Genomic DNA, 23,431 nt, shown 5'->3' with positions numbered 1-23,431 from the left:
GGAATTCTGATATTTTTAAAATAATGAAGCTTTGGTGAAAAAATAAAATTAGTAGTAAACTATTTTATTTATAGCGATTTGCATGAAATTAAAAAGAGAGAAAGGATGCGAATAATTGTACATATTACATTGCTTGTTTTACTAATCAGTTCAGGATTCGAAGTGACAGCTAAAACTTATTATGTGAATTCAAAAATAGGGAATGATGATAACACTGGAACTAGAATTTATTCTCCTTTTAAAAGTTTGGATAAGTTAAGTTCTCTCAATTTTTACCCGGGAGATAGTCTATTGCTCGTTTCTGACTGCACCTTTTATGGTTCCTTAGAATTAAGAGATGTACATGGAAGTCAGAAAAGGCCAATTGTAATTGCCAGCTATCCAATCGATAATACTAGAAACAATCAGAGAGCAAATATTGACGCCAAAGGCAATTTAAATGGAATTTTATTGGAAAATTGCAGTTTTGTCGAATTTGAAAATATTAGCATCTCAGCCAATGGAGGAGCTTCCTACGATAGAAATGAGAAGGAACTGATGCGATGTGGTGTTCTGGTTATGCTGAGTAAAAGAGGAAGTTATGAACACATCTATCTTAAAAATTTACTGGTAAACGATGTGTTTTTCGAAGAGAAAGGATTTTTAAGAGGGGTCAATGAAGTAAAAACTGCCAATGGATCCCAAAATTATGGCTGGGGTATTCGTTTCATTAATACATGTGAGGGAGCTTTCATGAATGGTATTAAAATAGAAGGCTGTGTAGTTAAAAATATTGCGCATACTGGGATTAAATTGACTAGTAAAACAGAAAAGCATAGTCTTCGGAATATTGAAATAAAAAATAATACGGTATTGGAGACAGGAGGCCCTGGGATTCAAATGTCAGGTGTCGAAAATGTTTTGGTTCGTAATAATTTCATTAATTATTCGGGAAGTAATAATGATTCAAGAAAATGGGGACGTGGGAGTTGTTTGTGGACTTGGGGATCCAATGAGGTACTAATTGAAAAAAATCATTTTTTAAACGCAAAAGGTCCTGGTGATTCTGCCGGAGCGCATATTGATTATAACTGTAAGAACATTGTCTTGCAATATAATTTTAGCGCTAATAATGCTGGTGGATTTTGCGAGATATTAGGCAATAATTACAATTGCGCTTATCGGTACAATATTAGTGTAAATGATGGTTACCGGGTTAAAGGCGAAAATGGGGCATTTCAGGAAGGAAAAATATTTTGGTTAAGTGGTTACAATGGCAAAAGAAAACGCAGTGGGCCATTTAATACCTATTTTTATAACAATACCATCTATGTGAATAAGGCTATCAAAGCGAATATAGCCATTGATAATGGGGCTTCAGGGATATTTATTGCCAATAATATATTCTGTATTGAAGGCGAAACTAATGCCGTCTTAGGCGATCAATACAATCCTGAAAAGGAGAGTGAAACTAATATAGAAAACTTAGTATTTCAAAATAATCTATACTTGAAACAAAGTAATTGGCCTAAGGAACTACCAATACAAGATGAACAAGGGGTTATTGGAAGTCCTGACTTTATGAATGCCGGAGGAGACCAAATTGAGGATTATATACCTATTCATGCGAAGCTTATTAAGAATAAAGGGATGGAGATATTCAATATTCCAAATGATAGCATTGGTTTATCCATAGGCTTAAAGGTCGAATATGATATTTTAGGAAATAAAATCAAAGGACTTCCAGATATGGGAGCGATTGAATTAAAGAATATAAGATGATCAGAAAAAATATTACAAATATCCTCCTGACTGGAATGATGTTGGTAGCAATACTAATGGGAACCAACACACTTAAAGCACAGGAGAAACCTAATGTTATTGTCATACTAACGGACGATCAAGGGTATGGAGATGTAGGATTTAACGGTTGTAAAGATATCCCTACACCTAATATTGATAGAATAGCACAAAATGGCGTTAAATTCACCAATGGCTATGTAACCTATGCTGTTTGTGGACCTAGCAGAGCAGGTATTATAACTGGTAGATATCAAGACCGATTTGGGTTTGGACGAAACCCATTATGTGCACCAAGGGATACAGCTCAAGGTCTACCATCTACCGAAGAAACATTGGCTAAGGTACTGTCCCGCTCAGCTTATCAAAGCATGGCATTAGGAAAATGGCATTTAGGCTCGAATAAATCACAATATCCGCTGAGAAGAGGATTTGATGAGTTTTATGGTTTCTTAAGTGGTGGGCATAATTACTTTCCAGAAAAATGGACATTAAATGATGTAAGTGAAATTAGAGCTCAGTACGATGCATACAATACTCGTTTAATGCAAGACGATGGCAGAGTTGACGAAAAGGAATATCTTACAGATGCTTTAAGTCGCGAAGCTGTCTCCTTTATTGAACGCAAGGCAGATGCACCATTTTTTATGTATTTAGCATATAATGCACCCCATACACCTTTGCAGGCAACAGAGAAATATTTAAAACGATTTTCTCATATTAAAAATGAAAAAAGAAGGACTTATGCTGCTATGGTGAGTGCTGTCGATGATGGCGTTGGTAAGGTCCTCGATAAGTTAGAAGAGCTTGGAATTAACGAAAATACCATTGTTTTCTTTTTATCGGATAATGGTGGACCAGAACACGATAATGCATCAGATAATGGTGAATTGAGAGATGGGAAAAGCAGTCTGTATGAAGGTGGTATTCATGTTCCTTTTGCGATGCAATGGCCAGCGAAAATTCCAGCAGGAATGGTTTACGATAAAACGGTAAGTTCTCTTGATATTTTTGCAACTGTCGTGGCCTATGCGGAAGCTACTCCGAAAAATAAGTTGGATGGTGTTAATTTGGTTCCCTATATCAATGGCGAGAACATAGGACAACCGCATAAACAATTGTTTTGGCGCAAATACGATCAAAAAGCGTATGCAGCCCGATTTGGAGATCATAAATTGGTGAAATATAAATCTGTTACCGATGAAATCTACAACTTAAAGGAGGATATCGGTGAAAAGAATTCACTTGCATTAAGTGATGAGAATCACTATTCGGATATGAAATCAAGATATCAATCTTGGGAAAGTGAAATGAAAGATCCCGTTTTCTTTGGTTTAATGGAGGGAGAAAAATATGATAAACTTCACCCTGAAAGGTATGCTATGCTAAGTCCTTTTAATGTGGATACACTTGGTGCACAAGTACCTGACGAGTATCAATTACTTTGGGCAGAAGAATTTGACCAGAAGGGGAAACCAAATTCAAAATATTGGTCTTATGAAGAAGGATTTGTACGAAATAATGAATTGCAATGGTACCAATCAGATAATGCAAATGTATATGGTGGTGCACTGGTAATTGAAGGAAGAAAACAAAAGCTTAAAAATCCTGAATACAAAAAAAACAGTAAGAATTGGCGAGTAAACAGGAAATACGCGAGATATACCTCTTCTAGTATTAGGACAAAAGACAAGTTCAGTTTTCAATACGGCATTATAGAAGTAAGAGCTAAAATAGACCCTCGAATGGGGATGTGGCCAGCTATATGGACTTTAGGTATCGATAAAAAGTGGCCTGCCAATGGTGAAATTGATATCATGGAATTCTACAGACATGAAGGGGTAGCTAAAATATTGGCAAATGCAGCTTGGGCCGATTCCAAACATCAGGTTGTTTGGGATTCTGAAAAGGTGCCTTTTCAGAAGTTTCTCGAAAAAGAGAAAGACTGGGCTGAGAAGTTTCACATTTGGAAAATGGACTGGACAGAAGAGTATATTCGAATTTACTTGGATGATGAATTGTTGAATGTAATAGATTTAAATAAAACGATATGTGCAGATGGATTTAATCCATTTAGTCAAGAACATTATATTCTTCTTAATTTAGCGATAGGCTCTAATGGAGGAGACCCTTCTGAAACCAGTTTCCCTGGAAAATACGAAGTAGATTACGTAAGAGTTTATCAGAAAAAATAATTACATATAGAGTGTCTGAAATAAGGAACATTAAAGGCTTGGCTAAGTTGTTCTATTTTAGATACTCTTTTTTTATGTAGAGAATAGATCATAAAAGCGGGATGGAATATCTTAAATAATAGCCTGTTTTTTTAATGGCAAAAATGGTTTGGGATGAAATTTTGAAAATCTTTCAAGATGAGAATTAAATGCTACTTATTATGCGTAGGAATCCTGTTATTTGGTTTCGTTCAAGGAGCACCATCAAATAATTCGGACACACTAAACCGCTCTAAGCCAAATGTCATATTTATTTATGCTGACGACTTGGGGCGTGGATTGCTTTCGGTTGAAGGTCAGAAAATAATTAAAACCCCCAATATTGACAAGCTGGCTAGTCAAGGAATGCGTTTCGAAAATGCCTATGGATGTATGTTATGCGCTCCAGCGAGAGCAAGTCTTCTTACAGGTTATCATGACTGCCATAATGATCGCTGGAAGTTAAGTCATGGGGGAGCTTATCTGAAAATATCTTCAGGTGCGATGAATCAGGAGGAAATAGAGAGGAAACTCAATGACCAATATGGTCCGATTCCTGACGATGAAGTTTTTTTGGCTGAGGTTTTTAAGAATTCAGAATATACAACAGGAGAAATAGGCAAGCTTGAATGGGGATTCTCTGTAACCGACAAGCAAATGAAACGGCATGGCTGGGATTACTATTATGGCTATTTAGATCATGTAAGATGTCATGGGTTTTATCCTCCATTTCTTTTTGAAAATGGAAAATTGGAATACATCGAAGGCAATACACGAGTAGATTGTGGAAAAAGTATAGAGAGGGAAACTGATAAAACATTTGAAGAGCGGTGGAATAGGGAAGGTAAAGCTGTATATTCTCAAAATTTGTTTTTGGAAAAGATCCTGAATTTTATTCGAGAGAACAAAGACAGACCTTTTTTTCTTTACCATCCCACGCAATTACCACACGGACCAGTTGCGATTCCAAAAGTGGACGATGAGTTTCTAAATGATAGCAGATTAACCCAAATCGAAAAAGAATATGCCTCTATGGTAAAAATGCTTGATGATCATGTTGGGATGATTATGACTGAACTCAAAAAATTAGGGCTGGATAAAAATACAATACTTGTCTTTAGTGCAGATAATGGCCATGAAATTTATTACGCACAGGAAGGTCGAATACTAAAGCCGACAAGAAATATGAAAACTGGAGAATTTTTCGATGATATCACCACCAAATATTACAGCGGTCTGGCAGGCGACGTATTTGATGGAAATGATGGAATGGCGGGTATCAAAAGAAGCAATTGGGAAGGTGGGGTGCGAGTGCCTTTAATTGTAAGCTGGCCCGAAAAGATTGAGAAAGGGGTTAGTTCCAATGCCTTAGTTGCAAATTACGATTTCATTTCAACAATGGCCGATTTGGTAGGATTTAGCTTGCCTACCGCCAAAGATGGCGTTTCTTATTTACCCACCTTGCTTGGTGAAAAAAGCAAACCGCATGACTATGTGGTATATTCTTCGTATTTGGGACCGGCATTGGTGACAAAGGCTGGTTGGAAGCTACGGTATTTTGCCCCTAAAGATATTTTTCAGTTATACTTTCTTCCGAATGATTATAGGGAAGAAAAGAACTTGATTACCGAGAATCAAGAAAAAGCAGAACAATTAATAAAACTACTAAGCAAAGAGTGCAATGGAGATTTTAAAAATGGGTGGTTCCGGGATGAAAAATCTTTATTACCTCCGATTAAAAACTAAATAGAGAAACTATTTAAAGCTTGATAGTCAAATAATAATTCTACAACCTCTTATTTGAACCAGGTTGGCACTTATTGTCAAAAAAACCATTTAATAAATAGTAATGATACACAACTTCAATAAACAACTTATTAAATACGCTAATGTTCTATTAGCCTTCTTATTGATAGCTTGTCATCCTCAAGAAAAGCCCCATGATGATTTATTATGGTATAAGGAACCCGCCAATAGTTGGAACGAAGCTTTACCCTTGGGCAATGGTAAGTTAGGAGTTATGGTATTTGGAAATACGTCTAACGAACGTATTCAATTAAATGATGATTCTATGTGGCCGGCAGGGAGCTCCGATTGGAACGAACCTGAAGGGAATAAAAACGATATTGACAAGATTAGAGCCTTATTATTTGAGGGGAATAACGAAGAGGCTGATCAGCTTTTTGTAAATAAGTTATCCCGAAAAAGGGTAGTTAGGTCACATCAAACCTTAGGAGATTTGTTTATTGATTTCGATCATGAAAACATAACTGATTATCGAAGAGAGTTAAATATTAGTGAAGCAAGCTTACTAGTTTCCTATAAGTCGAATGGTTCACTCGTTACAGAACAAGTGTTTGTTTCTCATCCTCATAAAGCCATAATTATTCAACTGACTTCAGAAGCACCAGAAGGATTAAATGCTAAGCTTAGACTTAGTAGACCAAACGACAATGGATTTAAAACAGCCAAAACACTTACAACGAATGACGGCCTCCTTCTGATGCAAGGAGAAGTAACGCAACGTGGAGGGGAATTTAATTCAAAATCCGCTCCCATTTTAGAAGGTGTTCAATTTGAAACGAGGTTAAAAATAAATAATGAGGGTGGTATCGTACAAAAAGGCGAAGATTATCTTGAATTGAAAAAGGTAAAAAAGGCAACCCTTTATTTAGTTTCTAATTCTTCTTATTACTTTGACGAATACAGCAAACAGAACAAAAATGATTTGGTAGCTATTGGTTCAAAAAGTTTTGACGTTTTAAAAAAAGAACATTGCGAAGATTATCAAAGCCTCTATTCAAGACTAAAATTTCAACTAGGCAACAATGATTTGAATTCCATTCCTACGAACCAGAGAATTGAAAGAGTGAAAAATGGTGCTGTCGATTTAGGATTAGAGGCATTACTGTTTAAATATGGACGTTATTTGCTCATCTCTTCATCAAGAGAAGGAACAAATCCTGCTAATCTTCAAGGTTTATGGAATGAGAACATTCAAGCCAGATGGAATGCCGATTACCATCTTAATATTAATTTACAAATGAATTACTGGCTTGCTGATATGACAAATCTTGGCGAGCTTAATAATCCTCTTTTTGACTATATTGATCGATTAGTTGAAAATGGAAAAGTAACAGCAAGTAAAAATTTTGGTTGTAGAGGTGCATTTATCCCACATGCAACTGATTTGTGGGCATCAACATGGTTAAGAGCTCCTACAGCTTATTGGGGTTGCTCGATAGGGGCAGGAGGCTGGTTAATGCAACATTACTGGCGACATTATGAGTATACAAGAGATAATGAATTCTTAAAAGAAAGAGCTTTTCCTGCTATGCAAGAAGTGGCTCGATTTTATAGCGATTGGATTATTGAAGATCCTAGAGATGGCACGCTAATTTCTGCACCTTCCACTTCACCAGAAAATAGCTTTTATAATAGCGAAGGGAAATCTGTTGCCACCTGTTTAGGTAGTGCTATGGATCAGCAAATAATCTACGAAGTATTCGAGAATTACCTTAAAGCATGTGAAATACTACATATCGAAACCGAGTTTGTGAAAAAGGTGAAACAGCAAAAGAACCAATTACGTCCAGGCTTTGTTATTGGTGATGACGGTCGAATACTGGAATGGGATAGAGCTTACAAGGAACCAGAACCAGGACATAGACACATGTCTCATTTATATGGATTTTATCCTGGAAATTTTGTTGATCGAGAAAAAAATCCAGATTTAATAATTGCCGTTAAAAAAACATTAAATCATCGTTTAGAGAATGGTGGAGCAGGACCTGGATGGAGTCGGGTATGGTTGATAAATTGTTTTGCCAGATTACTAGATGGAGACAAAGCACATAAACACATTCAATTGTTATTGAAAAAATCCATTGGAAAAAACCTTTTTAATATTTATCCTCCATTCCAAATTGATGGAAATTTTGGATACACGGCTGGTGTTAGCGAAATGCTCCTGCAATCGAACGAGAAAAATACAATTCGGATATTACCTGCATTGCCTAAAGTATGGCAATCTGGTAAAATAACAGGTTTAAAAGCACGAGGAGGTTTAACATTGGATATCTTTTGGAGCAATAACCAATTAGATAAAGCAATAATTAGCTCTGAATTTAGGAATAGTTTTAATCTAATTTACCAGGATAAAATAATTCCTATCGATATGCAAAAAGGAGACACCTATACATACGAACTTTTTGGGTACGAAAAATAATAAAACTTTAATCTTATAAGTCAGGTAGCGGACAATTGACCACCATCTGACTTCTCACATCACCCTATACTTCGGCAAGCTCTGTAAAAACCTTCGTTTTTATACTTATTTGGAGAATATGCCGATTATCTTTTTTAGGACATTACCTTCTATTTTAACCTATTTAAATTCTTGTTTCAATAGGGAAATCTCTTTTTCAAAATCTGTGATTTGATGTTTTTTATAGTTCTCGATTTCCACGATGCAGGAAAGAGAAAAATATGGCGTTTTCTCCTCGGGCCTCAGCAAAAAGTTCACCAGGCTTTCTCCTGGATTTTCGGGATTGGTCGTTCCGATTGTTTTCCAAATCGGCTCTCTGTCTTTAAAGTAGGAGCTGCACAACCAAAAGGAATTTTCACGGTATTGCTGCATACATAATAATTTCAGGCACTTACTATAGTTGAGACTCCGAATAAAATTTAGTGTCATCTTCGTACTCCCCTGTCATTATTTAAGTAAGAGTCATTACATGGGCATAATTTCATGAAACGTCCATCCCAAAGCGATTTTGACACTCAGGAAGATGATTACTCCAGCATGGTAAGTTCCATATGGCAAATCAAAAACAAATTATAATCAGATGAAAAATATCCTGTAAAAAAATATTGTTAATTTTTCTTATCCTCACAAATGAGGATGCTTTGAATTTGATCAAAAAGTTAAATTATTTTTTTTCCTTCCCACCATTTTTGCGTCTGTATCTTACATTAAAGTGATCGAAGTTTTACCGACTTTTATGGAATAAATATTTGCATTTATAAAGATATTATCGACTTATAAATGTGAAGTATAAGTTGGGGACTGCTAAATATGTGATGTAAATAACGCTATTAATTTATTGTAGATCAAGTCTTAATGTTGTATATTATGCTTTCTTTCAAGAGGCAAGTCTTAGTATTCCTTGCAAAGGAAATAATTATTGAGTTAAACAGTATCTTTTTAAGAGAAATAAAAAATTGCATACGATTAGGTGTTTTAACTAAAAATACAAAGAGCCAACTTCCATTATTATTGGAAGCCTATATCTCTCACGAGAAGAAGTTTCTTGCTTCCATCTCCTATCTGCCTCCAGCAGATACTACTTCATTCAATATTTTGACTTTTTAACAACTATTTTGTTATGAAAAAACTTTACTTAAGTGTATTGTATCTATTTTGGTTTGGGCTAGTATTTGCTCAAGTAGATCAATCCGGGGTTAAAATTTCAGCTTTAGGTGTAGAATTTAAAGCAGATCCGATGCAGAGTGATTACTATGTTTATCTTCAGTGGGCGAAGCATTATAATAAATGCGGTACACCTTATGATTTATTTGTGTATACAAGTTTGACCAACTACAGGGCTGATCCTACAATCTTTGATATTGGAATAATAAATCACGATAGAAATTTTGAGTTTAAATATGAAGGTACTGATCATTGGTATGCTCAGGGACCAGGGACCACAGAAACTTACTATTTTTGGGGGCGTTACAGAGGAGCATGGGAATGTGATCATTATCCTTTAATTGCTGATGACTCGGTCACAACATCTTTGCCACGAATAAAGCCACCAGGAACTTTATCTGCAAGTGATGAAGAGTTTGATTCTAAAATAAATTTAAAATGGGATTCCAGTGATACAGATGTTCCGCCTGACTATTACAAGTATAAAATTTACCGAAATGAAGAATTGGTTCAAACAGTTAATTCGGACGTATTTGAATGGAATGATTCAAATGTTGAGACAGGAGTGGAATATGCGTATGCAGTTACAACTTATTCCAAATTTGATTCGGATACCTTAAGCTGGGATAGTGAATCTATAAAAGTGGAAGATAAGGGGAAAATATTTGATCTTGGAGTATCTGCTTCAAATGATTTCTCCGATAGAGTGCTTATCGAGTGGAATGTAGCAAATGTAATTGGTGCTACAAAATATGCAATAGAAAGGAATGATGGAGGGAGTAGTATTACTATAAAAACGATTGATAATCCAACTGGAAGTAGTTGTGAAGATTTTGATGGTATCCCGGGGTATACATATTCTTATTTGGTTAAGCCGTTTAAAGATAACGTAATATTTAAAACGGGAACGGCTGAAGGAAAGAAAAAATCTAATGGTAATATCTCTGGTTATATAAAAGCACCTGGAGGAGCAGGAATAACGGATGTTCAAGTACGAATAGATAGGTTGGATTCTATTCCTCAGGGGGATACAGTATCAAATTATGCAACAACTAATGCAAGTGGATATTTTGAATTTGAAAATATTTATTATTATAAAGGAGCAAAGTTTAAGTTAACTCCAAGTAAGGGAAATCATGGTTTTATTCCAGAAACTTTTACGGATAGCATTCATTTGCTTGCTCCAATATTGGATATTATCAACTTTACCGATACAACCTCATTTACATTAAGGGGAAAAATAAAATTTGCGAATACAGACTGTGGTGTTGAGGGAGTAGAAATAATTAAAAATAGCATTCCAACAGGAGTATTTACTAATAATATGGGTGCTTTTTCACTCGCAATAGAGGAGCAAGGAGATTACGAAATTAAACCAGTTTTTAGTGATTCTACATTTGCACATAATTTCGAGCCTGCAAAGATAAATTTAGTAGTATCAAAAGATAGTACAGGAATTGATTTCTATGATCTGCAAACTAATATGTTAAAAGGATTTGTGTTGGGGCCTTGCGATGCGTTTATTGGCATTGCTGATCTTCAGATAAAAAGTGTTGATGAAAATGCAGGGTGTTTTCCCGATACGATAATTCGGACTAACAATGTGGGATATTTCGAAATTAACTTGCCTGCGCAAAAATATACCATTGGTTTGGTGGCACTAGATCCTGCAAATGAAGTTATTCTTAATTATTTTATGCTGGATTCTGTTGATTTAAGTAAATGTACAATTACGAATAATTTTATTTTTAGAAATCCACCTGAAATTCATCTAAGTCAATTATCGGATTTTGGAGGTGGAGATTATAATATTCCAATTTGGAAACAAAAATTTTGGAAAGAAGTGAGAATTGAGGTCATACAAGGATGGGAAGATACAACCTGTCATGTAAAGAGTGGAATGTTGACTATTATTGATGAAATAAGCGATAATGCAGAAGGAGCAGTGGAGCTTGAGATGGATTCTACTGGAATTGCTTATTATGCATTAGTTCCGGGAATTCCGAATGTATATGATTATCCGGTAGAGCATCCCTATCAAAAGAAATTGAATGTTCGTGCAGATGTCGGACAAGAAACTACAAATATAGATCAATGGGTGCTTGTAACTGGATACAGTCCAAGGGAGCCTGCATTCTATAATACATCGCCAGAATTAGTGCATTGGGTACTACGGGATCCTCCTGGGGATAATAGCTATTCTTTTTTGAAAAAAGATTCAACTTTCACAACATTTATCACACAAAATATAATGTCGTCTAGAGGAGATGGGACACAAACTTCTGAGCAATTGGGTTGTGTTGCTAGCGTTGGTCTTTCGGTTGGGGGCGAAGTGTCTATTGATGTTGGGGGATATTATTATGGTCACGGTGATTTTTATAGAATTACCGAAAGTGAAACAATTACAGGTAAAAAAGTATCTCTAACCGCAACGGAAGAATTTAGTACCGCAGATTCAGATAAAGTATTAGGAGATGCGGGGGATGTTTTTATAGGTGTGACCTATTCCATAGGTTATTCACTTGCCGATGCTATTGACTTTGATTGGAATACAAATCAGGTGGTAAAAGATACTCTAGTAGCATGGGATATAGATAAGGTCGAAAGTACTTTTATGTACACCGAATCCCATATTCGAAATTATATTATTCCTGAACTTGAACTATTGAAAGAGAAGGCTGATCAGGTAAATGCCAAACAATTCGATGAGGATATTAAAAGATGGCAAGAGGAGTTGTTATATAATGAAAGACTAAAAAATGATGCTAGTATTGAAAATAATTTCTCGTTTAGTGCTGGTACTAAACATGATTTCACATCAACTTGTCAAAGAGACTCAGTAGATACCCATATTGTAAAAGATGCCTGGGATGTGAATTGGAATGCTGGATATGCGGGAGTTATTTCAGGTTGTTCATGGGAGGTAGGTTATCAAGGTTCTTATTATCATCATACAGTGAATGATACTACGATAGAACAGGCTTCCAGTTTGACTACCGGCTACCATTTAGAAGATGATGATCCTGGAGATGAGTTTAGTGTTTATATTAAGAGCGATTCGTATTATGGGACACCTGTTTTTGAACTTTTTGCAGGAACCAGTAGTTGTCCTTGGGAAAAAGGAACACAGCCTCGGGAAGGGGTGCACCTTCTATCTGATATCTATTATCAATACCTTGAGGATCCTGAGGATACAGCAGTTTTCAAATTAACATTAGGCAATACCAGCCAATCCGATGAGGAAAGAGAATATAACCTATTGTTTTTACAAGAGAGTAATCCTGATGGAGCTATTATTAGTTTGGGTGGTAGTCAGGTTCAGGGCGGTATTCCAACGCCTTATACAATTCCTGCAGGTGGTTCGGTAGATCAAACAATAACAGTCAATAGAGGTCCATCCGCTTATGCATATAACAATTTAAGATTTGTACTTGTATCTCCTTGCGATGGAGCAATATCAGATGAAGTGGCAATTAGCGTTATTTATGAGAGTCCTTGCAGCGAGATTACCTTGGCCAAACCTTTCGACAATTGGTTGATAAATAATACTGGTGGCGATGTGTTAAATGTAAGCTTTCTTGATTATGATTTGGGCCAAATGAATCAGGTAGAGATTCAGTATGCTGAATCTTTGGCTAACAATTGGATTCCGGATGTGATTTTCGACAAATCACAATTGGAAGAAAATGCTGGTTCTTACGAAATGTCTTTCGTTAACATTCCCGATGGAGCTTATGATATCAGGGCAATGGTTAAATGTGAAAGTGGAGTAAACTATTCAGAAATAAAAAGTGGTACGGTGGATAGAACTCCTCCTCATGTTTATGGGCTCCCTGAACCAAGTGATGCTGTGCTTGATAATGGAGATATTATCTCTGTAACATTCGACGAAACCATTAATGGCAATCGTATTTCTGCAGATCAGATTTCTTTAAAAGATATTGATTCCGGTTATGAGTTCGATCTGCAGTTTGGTGTCTCCGGTGATAAGCTTATTATTTTGCCGGATGTCACTGGTCTTACAATTGAGGATAACACCTTAATGGCAAGTGTAACTGGAGTGGAGGATATGTACGGAAACAAATCTGACACTTTTACATGGACTTTTACTGTGGCAAATGCTCAGAATCTATCAGGAGGAGATGATCCTGACGAAGATGATATCTTGACTTCCGATGACAATTGTCCTTTAGCTTATAATCCAGGACAAGAAGATGAGGATGAAGATGGAGAGGGAGATGTATGTGATTCAGATATTGACGATGATGATATTCTGAATGAAAATGACAACTGTCCTTTTACGCCAAATAGCGATCAGGAGGATACAGATCAGGATATGATTGGTGACCTTTGTGATCCGGATATGGATGGTGATGGTATATTGAATGATGAGGATAATTGCCCGCTTACTGTCAATCGAAATCAGAAAGATTACAATTCAGATGGTATTGGTGATGCTTGTCAACCGGTGGGCATTGAAGAGTTGGAGATAAGCGAAGGTTTTGAGTTGTTTCCAAATTATCCTAACCCATTTAATGACATCACGACTATTAAATATGCCGTTCCTAAAACCTGTTACGTAAAAGTAGGGATTATTAATGCAGTAGGCCAGACAATTAGAATTCTTCAAAGTGAGATGGTAGACTCAGGAACTTATGAACTTGTTTGGAATAGAAATGAGTGTTTGACCGGGATTTATTTTTATTCTATTGATGTTTGGGATGTTAATAATGACTTCCTGTTTTCAGATGTGAAAAAAATGATCATTATGAGATGATAATTAAATACTCGCTCAGTTCTTTTATTTATTACTGGGCTGAGTGAGTGTATTTCGACCTTTAGTTAAAAAGAAATATTAATAATACCCATGAATAATACCAATTTAATTTAAAAAGTATCTTTAAATAAAATGGAATTATTTTTAGTTAGATCAAGGCAAAAAAGTAAAATATAGCCGGGTTACGTTGCATCTTTTTTAACGAAGATATAGCTGAAAAGAAACATTTTAGAAGATCAGTTTTGATGTTAATTTGGTATGAGAGGTGTTTAATTTAGAAATATCATGAAATATATACTATTGTTATTAATAGCAGTTTCCGTTTGTGCTTGTGGTAAATCCAGCTCTGATGATGAACCGCCGGAACCAGATTATACTTTAGTAAAGCAAGAATTACCGAAAAAGATAAGTGCTTGGAGTAATTACATAAATGCTAAAGATTATGAATCTGCCAAATCCATGGTGATGCCAAATGAAGATTTTTGGTTGCTTGCCGATGAGGCTGCAAGTGCATGGCAAACTTATGAAATTGAGATTACCTATTCATTTACCAGCGTCACGATTGAAGAAGAACAATTTAAACCGGACTTGGGGACGGCTCAAATAAGTGGGTTCGCAAGCATAACTCAAACGCAGACAAAAAGTGTTCAGGAGATTGATTTTACGGCAACAGCATCCTGTAGTAAAGAAACTACCGATCCTGTAAATTGGATGTTAAAAGATATATCTTTTGAGAACTAATTTAAAAGGGAAGATACACTGACAAAAGGCATATGTTATGTTTTTCTTCACTTATTGTAATATTCCGACTCCCCACTGATTGGTGGGGAACCGAATGATTTCCAGCTCCCGCATATTTGTAATTTGCGGGCAAAGCGTTTTGGTTTAATAATCCTATTGGATAAAGAAAAAAATGAAAGGGAAATATTGTGTTCTCTCCTCGGGCCTCGGCAAAAAGTTTGCCAGGGGTTCCAAAATCTTTTTGGTCGTTCCGCTTGTTTTCCAAATAGGCTCTGTTTCTTTAAAGTAGGAGCTGCACAACCAAAAAGAATTTTCACGGTATTGTTGCACAAATAATAATTTCGGAGTCTCACTTTACTTGTGGCTCCGAATTGTTTTCAACTCCAGCTTTGTAAGCCCGCAACCCTGTCACACTTTTCGCTCTCAACCACTCGTCGTTCACAGCAAATCCCAACCTTCTTGTCTAAACATCAAACTCAGGCATTTCAATTCAATAAATGCAGTATTCACAATTCACCTTCCATCAACTCATTAATTTCTTTTGAGATGGATAAGTCCAATCCATTGCCTACAAAATTTGCGGGTAGAATGCTATTCTGCCTGACGGAAACGTCCAAAGATTATTTTCTGTTTTTTTCCATTCCGATTTTCTATTAAAGTGTTTGGCTAAATAATCTTTTGATCTTCAGAGTAAATTCGAAAGATCCAACAAACTCTTCTTAATTATCGAGCAAGTTCCTGGTCATATGTGAATTCCAGGAATTAAATTTCAGGAAAAATCTTCTATGCTTTCGCATTAGGTTTGGTCAGTGCGACAGAATCAACTTGACAACTCGTTTTAGGTCTTTACACATTTGAATTGGCACGTATTTCGGGGGGGGACAGTCAAAACAAAATTGAATAAATCCCAGGAAAATATGCTGGTATGTTATTGGTAATTATGAATCAATGATTCAGTATTATTGTATTAGATAGTAATTCTTTATGTTGTTTTTAAGGGGATGAAGTAAAAGCTAATATTCTGACCTTGTGATTATTCGGTTGGTGTTTTTATTTTTGCATTGAATTTAATGTTTTGGTATATTTATAACTACAGTATAATATTTATGGTATTTGTTTGGAGCTGGAAATGTTAATTTAAATAACTGATTGTATAATTACAAATATATGAAATATGTTTACAGAAGAGATTTTTTTCAGGCTAATAACCGAATTGACAAAGGCTGTCGTTGTTTTCGAGAAAAATGAGGTTGAGTACAAGCTCTATTTCGACAAGTATTTAAGTTTTCATGAATTCAAGGATAATGTGAACCATTTGTATTGGAATTTCATTCGTGAAGTTCGAAATAATTTATACAGTTTCAAAACGAACGGGGAGGTCCGTTCCTATCTGGATATGTTAATCCATATTTTTGAAATGCTGGATGAGCAGATTGGTGAAAATCCAGATTTTGTAAATCCATCCCCAAATTATAAAATAGTAACTAAAACCATTAATCGTTTAGAGTGGATTCATATACATCCTGAGGATCTGTCGCAAATGGTGGCCTGTTTTCAACTGCAAAAGGACATCATTCAAAAATCATCCAAATTTATTCGTGTTTTTCGTAAAAATTGCAGAAAATCAGAAGTTTATCTGTTAGGTCCTGATGCATCCTGGCAGAATGAAATGAAAGAATTCTATCCTCATATGACCAGGATAAAGGATGTATTGCCAATGCACAAATTACTTCCTGATAAAATTTACTTTCTGCATGAAGAACGGCAAAGGTTATCTTTGGAATATCTGGGGAAAGGTGAAGATATTTATTCCTCTCCGGCGAATATGTATTTTGAGGTAAAAATTGAGACTTACAGGGGATTGCTTTGTGAATCCCAATATAGTGATTTTAAAGGGGTGGATTTCAAAGACCAAGAGATGAAGGTTTTGTTTCTGGAAATGCACTCGATACTGGATCAACCCAATTCTTCTGCATTTTTGCAGGATTTTAAAAATGATTTGAAGAAAATGATTGAAAAGTTCAAGCCCACTGGCAATGGCAGTGAGTCGACAAACTGTTCCTGCAGGTCTTCCGTAAATTTGAGATGGACAGCAAGCAAAGTGGCGCTGGTTGAGCTTATTTATGGATTGTTTAGTTCGAAATCTCTTAATGATGGCGGTGCGGAAATCAAGGAGATAACCAAATCGTTTGAAAAGTTGTTTTCTGTGGATTTAGGTGATGTTTACCATACTTTCTCAGAGATTTGCAAGCGGAAAATAGAACCAACAAAATTTTTTGATTTGATGAAAGATTCTCTGCTAAATAAAATGAAAGAATCCGAAGACAATTAATTGATAAAAAAAAATAAAAAGAATAGACCTGTTTCTACAAATAATTCTTTCCCAAGTTGGGAACATCTTGGGAAAAAATATTTTTTTAAAATTGCAACTTGAGGTGTAAGTTATTTTGTATCATTTTAAACAGAATCTTATGCCAACAGAAATTTTAACTACAGATGATTTGAGAGAGTTCAAAATCGAACTATTGGATGAATTCAAAACGATTCTAAAAGAGCACCATGGTCAGCCAGCCAAGAAATGGCTAAAATCTTACGAGGTGCGTGAACTACTGGGGATTTCTACAGGAACCCTTCAAACTATGAGATCCAACGGAACCCTCGCTTACACAAAAATTGGGGGTGTGATGTTTTATAATTTTGAAGACATCAAAAAAATGCTGGAGAAGAATCAGGTGCAAAATGGATTTCGTCTAAGATCTCATTGATGAACTACATCCGGCATCTCAATGGATTTTTTCAAAGACTGGAACAGGATGAACGAATGACTGCCTATCACATTAGTCTGTATTTGTCCTGCTTCCAGATTTGGAATGTGAATCGTTTCAGAAATCCTTTTTCGGTGGACCGCTTTCAGATGATGAGGCTCTCCAGAATGGGATCCGCAAACACCTGCCCGCTGCATAAAAGAATTGAATCAGTGGGCTTATATTGAGTATTTTCCTTCAGCCAATTTACATTCCGGCAGTCGCATTAGCTGTATCAGATTTGATATCGCAACTGATACCGGAACTGATACAGCAACTGATACACTTTTAATAAACATTACAAACAAAAACAAAGAAGGGAATCCGGAAAGTTTTAAAAATGAAAGAAGGAAAAATAGAAACGAAAAAAACCGATTGAATGCCAGTCTCGACAAAGATTATTCAGAACCCTTATGAGGATGTAGCCAAGCTGAAGGGGAAAGCTACCAGTTCGATTTTCCGGTCTGCCTGAATTGGCTCGAGAAGGTGGGCAGGAAGCAATTTGGTTCCCATTTTACCATCCATAGGGAAGATGTTGGATTGATTTACAAACTGCTGGTTTATGCCATTGGTGATGAGCTAAATTGTAAAAAGAAGGGACTTAACTTACACAAAGGAATTCTATTAACAGGACCAGTTGGCTGTGGGAAAACCTCCTTGATGAGACTCATTAATCAGTTCTTTCCTGCAGCCAGACAATTTCAAATGAAATCTTCCCGTGAAGCGAGCTTTGAGTTCGAACGGGAAGGATACAAGGTGATCAGCAGGTATGGGAATACTTTTCTGCACAGCATAGGAGGTAGGATTACATCGGGAATCATCTGTTTTGATGATCTGGGTGTGGAACAAAGTCAAAAGTACTATGGGAATGAATGCAATGTGATGGCTGAAATCCTGCTTAGCCGTTATGATCTTTTCATGCAAAAGAGAATTGTGACCCACCTGACTACAAATTTATCGGCTTCAGAGCTGGAAGCACTTTATGGGAACCGCGTTCGCAGCAGAATGCGGGAATTGTTTAATCTCATTGCATTTGAGAAGACTTCCAAAGATAAAAGGCTGTAGTTTTTACCCCTCGGGAAAGTCCTGTTCCTTTTATTCATATCAGCTTGCATTATCCTCATAGGTATCCTCCGTTGTGTGAGGTAAGTATTTGCATGTCTTTTCGGAAAAAGCCTTTCCTGTCCCTCCAGCAAGAGCATCCCCTTCATTTCATTTCAGTTCTGCACTTGCTTTTTCCTGCCCTCAGGAAGAAGTTTTTTGTTGTTGACAACTCGATTGGTATCTGCTTGGATATTTAAGGATTGAGGCCTGTGTACCGGCCTGTTTGGCTCATCCTTTTATTAGCTTTCCTGCTGTTTGTTCGCTCAGTTTAGGGAAGCTGATTTTAGGGCTTCTTCAAACAAGCCTTGCACACTCCGCAGCAAGAGCATCCCCTGCATTTCATTCCAGTTCTGCACTTGCTTTTTCCGGCCCTAAGGAAGAAATTTTTTCTTGTTGATAACTCAATGGTATCTGCCTGGATATTTAAGACTTGAGGCCTGTGTGTCGGCCTGTTTGGCTCAGCCTTTTATCAGCTTCCCTGCTGTTTGTTCCGCTCAGCTTAGGGACGCTGATTTCGTGGCTTCTTCAAACAAGCCTTGAACACTCCGCAGTAAGAGTATCCCTTGCATTTCATTCCAGTCCTACACTTCCTTTCCCAAAGCTTTAAAGAGATTGTTTTGGTTTAAAAATCAGTCAAAGTAAAGACAAAAAGAAAGCCCAATATAGCCGATGACCCCGCAGGCTTCCCCCTTTTAAAATACAAGGCCAGGCTTTGTGCCACAGGTAAATTGTGTTTTTAGCTGGTTCCCTATTTTTTATTGAGCTGTGGCAGCCTTGTATTTTAGCCTGTCATCGGCTGGCGAATTGACTTTCTTTTCTTTTTTTGACCGTTTTTTCTCTTCTTTTTTTGAAAAACAAAAACAAACAAACAAACAAACAAACAAATAGAAATAAATAGAAGCAAACAGAAACAAACAGGAGCAAGTTGAGTGGTTTAACAAGTCAACTTGGGATGGAAGATGATTTTTTGAGGTCAATTAAGATGAAAATAGATCAATTGCCTACAAATCACCTGATTTTTATTAAACAATAAAAAACTCCCCAGTTGGGAACAACTTGGGAGTTTTCTGTATTTAAATTCCAGATATTTATCCTGTCGATTCAAAGGGGATTCTCTTTGTTTTGAATAATTATCAGATGGTTTAACAAAAACAGATAAGCATATGTTTGGATTCGATCACATCAGCTGGGCCGGTTTTTTGAAATTCACGGCCTTTGTTTTGATTACATGGTATCTGGGATTCATGGTTTTGGCCTGGTTGAAAAGCAGGCTCAAGGATCAGCAGATCCAGTTTGAAGATCAGTCGGAAGATGATTTTCAAAGGCAGGAGTTTCAGCCCATACTGGTCTCAGTAAAAGATTTTACGACGGAACTGATTCCACCTCTTTCCCTGTCAGGGATTTCACCCATGGTCACCATTCAGGAAGAGATGGGCATGGATGAAGGTTACGAGCTGGATGCTTTTCTGCAGCCTGATGAATCCATTCTTTCCGAAATTTTGAATCAAATTCAATATGAACAGTAAGTACTAAAATTTAGTTTCCATGAAAAAAATCAATTTGAAAATTGATCAAAAGGGCGCGGCTCTTTTGATTGGGATGCTCTGCATGGCATCGCTTGTTTTGGGTCAAAGTGCAACCGGAATTGATCAGGCTACCAGTGAAATCAATTCCTATGTGGATCCGGTATCCAATCTGATCATTGCCATTGGGGCAGTGGTGGGATTAATTGGAGGCGTTCGTGTCTACATCAAATGGCAAAGCGGGGATCAGGATACCCAAAAAGCCATCATGGGATGGTTTGGAGCCTGTTTGTTTTTAATTCTGGTAGGTGTTGTCATCAAGGCTTTCTTTTCCTGATGGACAGCTATCAAATACAAAAGATAGACACCAGCTTGTATGTGAAAGGCTTTTCAGGTGAATTGGTTTATTTAGCTCTGTACACCATCATCGGTACTTTTATCCTGTTTGTTTTGCTGTACATACTGGCCGGTGTTTTTCCTGCTGTAGCCATCTGCTTCCCCTCATTTTTTGTCATTCTCTATCGCCTGAACCGAATCCAAAAAAAATACGGTCACAAAGGCTGGAGCAAAAAGAAACATGCCAAAAAACTACCTCAGTTTATCTCTGTGAAAAGAAGGATCTGTCAAAGCTAAGTCATGAATGTAAAATCAATAGAAAAAAGTCTGCCGGTACTGGGCTTCAACGGAGATTTTTTAATTTCCAACAACATGGATCTCAGTTTTGGTTTGAAACTGCAGCTGCCGGAACTTCTCTCCTGCAGTCAGGAAAAGTTGTACCTGCTGCATGGTACCTTTCAGCGCGTGGTAAACCTCTTGCCGCAAGACAGCCTTTTGCACAAACAGGATTTCTTTTTTGTGGAGAAATTTAAGGCAGAAGAGTCTGCAGCTGGCAGCAAAGCATCAAAACTGGATGAAAGCTATGGTACTCATTTTACAGGAAGAGATTACCTGAGACATGAGTGCTTCCTCTACATCAGCCTGCTCAACAAAGGTCTTTTGAAAAATTACCTGTCTTCCTCTCTGATCTTCTCACAGAAAGTGAGGCAGGCAGATCAGTACCGAAGTGAAAAAGCGCTGGAGCTCCGGTCCAATTTGATGGCTCTGTTTTCCCAATCGGGAATTTCCTGTGATGTTATCAGCCGGGAGCAGGCCGTCGGAACGGAAGAATCTACGGGACTCATAGAATCCTACCTGACCCTTAATTTTCAAAGGGAAAATACCGTACTGGGCGGAATTGATTTTCGGGATCGGCTGCGGGTGATGGATCAGTTTGTGGAAATCCTGAGTCTGAGTGATTACTCTCATGTTCCTTCCCTTGTAAAACCTGTGGGCGGACATCCCGGGACGGAATTGCCCTGTTCTTTTGTCTATCCGCTGACCTATCACCTGCCGTTTTCCCACATCACCAACCAGTTCATCTACATGCCTGGACAACAAGAGGTGAAAGCCATGCTGGAAAGCAATTACAAGAAAATTTACAGCCTGTCCCGTTTCTCCTCCGAAAACAAAATCAATTCTGGACTGATCGAAAATTTTCTGGATACGGTACAGACTTCGGGAGAGAAGATCGTGAAAACGCATTTCAATGTGATGGTGATGGATCAGTCCATCAAAAGGCTCAAGCAAAATAAGAGCGAATGCAGTTCTGCTTTCTCATTGATGAACTGTTTTACCTACCAACATACCTTTGATCTGCCCCTGCTGTTTTTTTCCTGCTTGCCATTTTCCACCCAGCTACCGGAAACGGAACTTTTCATTACCCAGGTGCCACAGGCCTGTTGCCTGTGCAATTTTGAAGGAGAAGTGAGAAATTCCAATTCGGAATTTACCCTTCAGTTTTCCAATCGTCAGGAGGGCTGTCCGGTGAAAATAGATCTTTCGGATGAACCCATGGAAAAGCATTTGATCCACAACCGGAACAAACTCATCATTGGGGGATCAGGTTCCGGGAAATCATTTTTTACCAATCACCTTTTGCGCCAGTATGCCGAAAGCGGCAACTGCCATGTGGTGCTTCTGGATGTGGGCAGAAGCTATGAGATACTGACCCGTTACCTGAATGAGAGTCTCAAAGAGCAAGGAGGTGCCATGATGGTGGAGTTCACAACGGAAAGCCCCATCTCTTTTAATCCTTTTGTGCTGGAAGGGGAACTCAGCGTGGAACGCAAACAGACCATTCTGTCGGTGATTTACACCATCTACAAGGAACAGCTCTCGGACATGGAAAAAGACGTGATTGCCCATTCGGTTACGGATTTTTTGCAAACGCCGGGCCTGGAACGCTCTTTCAATGGGTACTACAGCTTTTGCAGGGACTACATTCCTGATTTGGTGGAGAAGCAGTCCCTGGAATTCAACAGCCATGAGTATTTTTTTATTCTCAGCAAATACTTTGAGGGAGGAGAGTATGATTACCTGCTGAATAAACCCATGAAGACGGATGAGTTTTTCAATTGTCCTTTTCTGGTGTTTGAGCTGGACAACATCAAGGACCATCCGGTGATCTTTCCGGTAGCCACCCTGATCATCATGGACATTTTTCTTCAGAAAATGAGACGACTCAGCGGTGTAAGAAAAGTGATCTGCATAGAAGAAGCCTGGAAGGCAATTGCCACTCCTCAAATGGCTGCCTATTTGAAATACTTTTTCAAGACCATCCGCAAGTTCTTTGGGGAAGCCATGGTGGTGACTCAGGAGGTGGATGATATCATCTCTTCTCCCATTATCCGGGATGCCATCATCAACAATGCAGATACCAGAATCCTGCTGGACATGAGCAAGTTTAAAAATAAATTTGGACAGATCAGCCAGCTTCTGGGCTTGTCAGATTTTCAGAAAGAACAAATTCTCTCCATCAATAAGAATCTACCGGGAGACCGGAAACTTAAAGAGGTATTCATTGCACTGGGCTCCTATTCCAGAGTCTTTGCCCTGGAGGTGAGTCGTGCTGAATACTTCTGTTATACCACAGAACAGAAGGAGAAAGAAATGATCCTGACCAAACTCTCCGGGGAGAATTCCCTGATTGAAATACTAACAAATATGTAATCAAAAATGAA

Annotated in this window: 14 protein-coding genes; 13 read left to right on the top strand and 1 reads right to left on the bottom strand. The window is 37.5% G+C overall.

The features are described from left to right. Window positions 1–105: 105 nt before the first annotated feature. The 4 genes from ALGA_RS20995 (at window position 106) to ALGA_RS20980 (ending at window position 8,220) form a co-directional block, all read left to right on the top strand. Complete coding sequence (locus ALGA_RS20995) at window positions 106–1,761, top strand: right-handed parallel beta-helix repeat-containing protein (protein ID WP_096432664.1); 1,656 nt, start codon at window positions 106–108, stop codon at window positions 1,759–1,761. Further along, complete coding sequence (locus tag ALGA_RS23290; protein WP_197705639.1) at window positions 1,758–3,974, top strand: sulfatase-like hydrolase/transferase; 2,217 nt, start codon at window positions 1,758–1,760, stop codon at window positions 3,972–3,974. The genes ALGA_RS20995 and ALGA_RS23290 overlap by 4 nt, the downstream gene beginning before the upstream one ends. A 177-nt stretch (window positions 3,975–4,151) precedes the next feature. After that, window positions 4,152–5,738, top strand: a complete 1,587-nt coding sequence (locus ALGA_RS20985; protein ID WP_096432662.1) for an arylsulfatase — start codon at window positions 4,152–4,154, stop codon at window positions 5,736–5,738. 103 nt (window positions 5,739–5,841) lie between these two features. After that, window positions 5,842–8,220, top strand: a complete 2,379-nt coding sequence (locus ALGA_RS20980) for a glycoside hydrolase family 95 protein (protein ID WP_096432660.1) — start codon at window positions 5,842–5,844, stop codon at window positions 8,218–8,220. A gap of 159 nt (window positions 8,221–8,379) precedes the next feature. On the opposite strand, the gene ALGA_RS20975 is transcribed toward ALGA_RS20980, so the two are convergent. Further along, a complete protein-coding gene (locus ALGA_RS20975; protein ID WP_096432658.1) occupies window positions 8,380–8,631 on the bottom strand; it encodes a hypothetical protein in 252 nt (83 codons plus the stop codon). Window positions 8,632–9,379: 748 nt separating this feature from the next. Between ALGA_RS20975 and ALGA_RS23710 the strand changes: the two genes are divergently transcribed. The 9 genes from ALGA_RS23710 (at window position 9,380) to ALGA_RS20915 (ending at window position 23,420) form a co-directional block, all read left to right on the top strand. Then, on the top strand, window positions 9,380–14,200 hold the full coding sequence (locus ALGA_RS23710) for a thrombospondin type 3 repeat-containing protein (RefSeq protein WP_197705638.1): 4,821 nt from the start codon (window positions 9,380–9,382) through the stop codon (window positions 14,198–14,200). Window positions 14,201–14,485: 285 nt separating this feature from the next. Then, the gene (locus tag ALGA_RS20965) at window positions 14,486–14,941 is read left to right on the top strand and encodes a hypothetical protein (protein ID WP_096432656.1); all 456 of its coding nucleotides are present in this window, start codon (window positions 14,486–14,488) and stop codon (window positions 14,939–14,941) included. Between the two features lie 1,174 nt (window positions 14,942–16,115). Next, on the top strand, window positions 16,116–17,273 hold the full coding sequence (locus ALGA_RS20955; RefSeq protein WP_096432652.1) for an RteC domain-containing protein: 1,158 nt from the start codon (window positions 16,116–16,118) through the stop codon (window positions 17,271–17,273). A gap of 139 nt (window positions 17,274–17,412) precedes the next feature. Next, on the top strand, window positions 17,413–17,706 hold the full coding sequence (locus ALGA_RS20950; protein ID WP_096432650.1) for a helix-turn-helix domain-containing protein: 294 nt from the start codon (window positions 17,413–17,415) through the stop codon (window positions 17,704–17,706). Window positions 17,707–18,231: 525 nt separating this feature from the next. Beyond that, window positions 18,232–18,810 carry an AAA family ATPase gene (locus tag ALGA_RS20935; RefSeq protein ID WP_231706009.1) on the top strand — a complete coding sequence of 193 codons (579 nt, stop codon included), beginning with the start codon at window positions 18,232–18,234 and terminating at the stop codon, window positions 18,808–18,810. Between the two features lie 1,202 nt (window positions 18,811–20,012). Beyond that, the gene (locus ALGA_RS20930) at window positions 20,013–20,375 is read left to right on the top strand and encodes a hypothetical protein (RefSeq protein ID WP_096432642.1); all 363 of its coding nucleotides are present in this window, start codon (window positions 20,013–20,015) and stop codon (window positions 20,373–20,375) included. Window positions 20,376–20,394: 19 nt separating this feature from the next. Beyond that, window positions 20,395–20,709, top strand: a complete 315-nt coding sequence (locus ALGA_RS20925; RefSeq protein ID WP_096432640.1) for a DUF4134 domain-containing protein — start codon at window positions 20,395–20,397, stop codon at window positions 20,707–20,709. After that, window positions 20,709–21,005, top strand: a complete 297-nt coding sequence (locus tag ALGA_RS20920; RefSeq protein ID WP_162845507.1) for a DUF4133 domain-containing protein — start codon at window positions 20,709–20,711, stop codon at window positions 21,003–21,005. Before ALGA_RS20925 ends, ALGA_RS20920 begins: the two co-directional genes overlap by 1 nt. A 3-nt stretch (window positions 21,006–21,008) precedes the next feature. Continuing rightward, a complete protein-coding gene (locus ALGA_RS20915; protein WP_096432636.1) occupies window positions 21,009–23,420 on the top strand; it encodes a TraG family conjugative transposon ATPase in 2,412 nt (803 codons plus the stop codon). Window positions 23,421–23,431 lie beyond the last annotated feature (11 nt).

Origin of the sequence: Labilibaculum antarcticum, assembly GCF_002356295.1 — a bacterium.
GTDB lineage: Bacteria > Bacteroidota > Bacteroidia > Bacteroidales > Marinifilaceae > Labilibaculum > Labilibaculum antarcticum.
The sequence above is the reverse complement of the archived record's forward strand: the minus strand, read 5'-3'. Positions and strand labels throughout refer to the sequence as shown.

Excerpts from the sequence above, each read along its gene's own strand:
- ALGA_RS20995 (WP_096432664.1), top strand. The coding sequence starts at position 106 with ATGCGAATAATTGTACATATTACATTGCTTGTTTTACTAATCAGTTCA.
- ALGA_RS23290 (WP_197705639.1), top strand. The coding sequence starts at position 1,758 with ATGATCAGAAAAAATATTACAAATATCCTCCTGACTGGAATGATGTTG.
- ALGA_RS20985 (WP_096432662.1), top strand. The coding sequence starts at position 4,152 with ATGAGAATTAAATGCTACTTATTATGCGTAGGAATCCTGTTATTTGGT.
- ALGA_RS20980 (WP_096432660.1), top strand. The coding sequence starts at position 5,842 with ATGATACACAACTTCAATAAACAACTTATTAAATACGCTAATGTTCTA.
- ALGA_RS20975 (WP_096432658.1), bottom strand. The coding sequence starts at position 8,631 with ATGCAGCAATACCGTGAAAATTCCTTTTGGTTGTGCAGCTCCTACTTT.
- ALGA_RS23710 (WP_197705638.1), top strand. The coding sequence starts at position 9,380 with ATGAAAAAACTTTACTTAAGTGTATTGTATCTATTTTGGTTTGGGCTA.
- ALGA_RS20965 (WP_096432656.1), top strand. The coding sequence starts at position 14,486 with ATGAAATATATACTATTGTTATTAATAGCAGTTTCCGTTTGTGCTTGT.
- ALGA_RS20955 (WP_096432652.1), top strand. The coding sequence starts at position 16,116 with ATGTTTACAGAAGAGATTTTTTTCAGGCTAATAACCGAATTGACAAAG.
- ALGA_RS20950 (WP_096432650.1), top strand. The coding sequence starts at position 17,413 with ATGCCAACAGAAATTTTAACTACAGATGATTTGAGAGAGTTCAAAATC.
- ALGA_RS20930 (WP_096432642.1), top strand. The coding sequence starts at position 20,013 with ATGTTTGGATTCGATCACATCAGCTGGGCCGGTTTTTTGAAATTCACG.
- ALGA_RS20925 (WP_096432640.1), top strand. The coding sequence starts at position 20,395 with ATGAAAAAAATCAATTTGAAAATTGATCAAAAGGGCGCGGCTCTTTTG.
- ALGA_RS20920 (WP_162845507.1), top strand. The coding sequence starts at position 20,709 with ATGGACAGCTATCAAATACAAAAGATAGACACCAGCTTGTATGTGAAA.
- ALGA_RS20915 (WP_096432636.1), top strand. The coding sequence starts at position 21,009 with ATGAATGTAAAATCAATAGAAAAAAGTCTGCCGGTACTGGGCTTCAAC.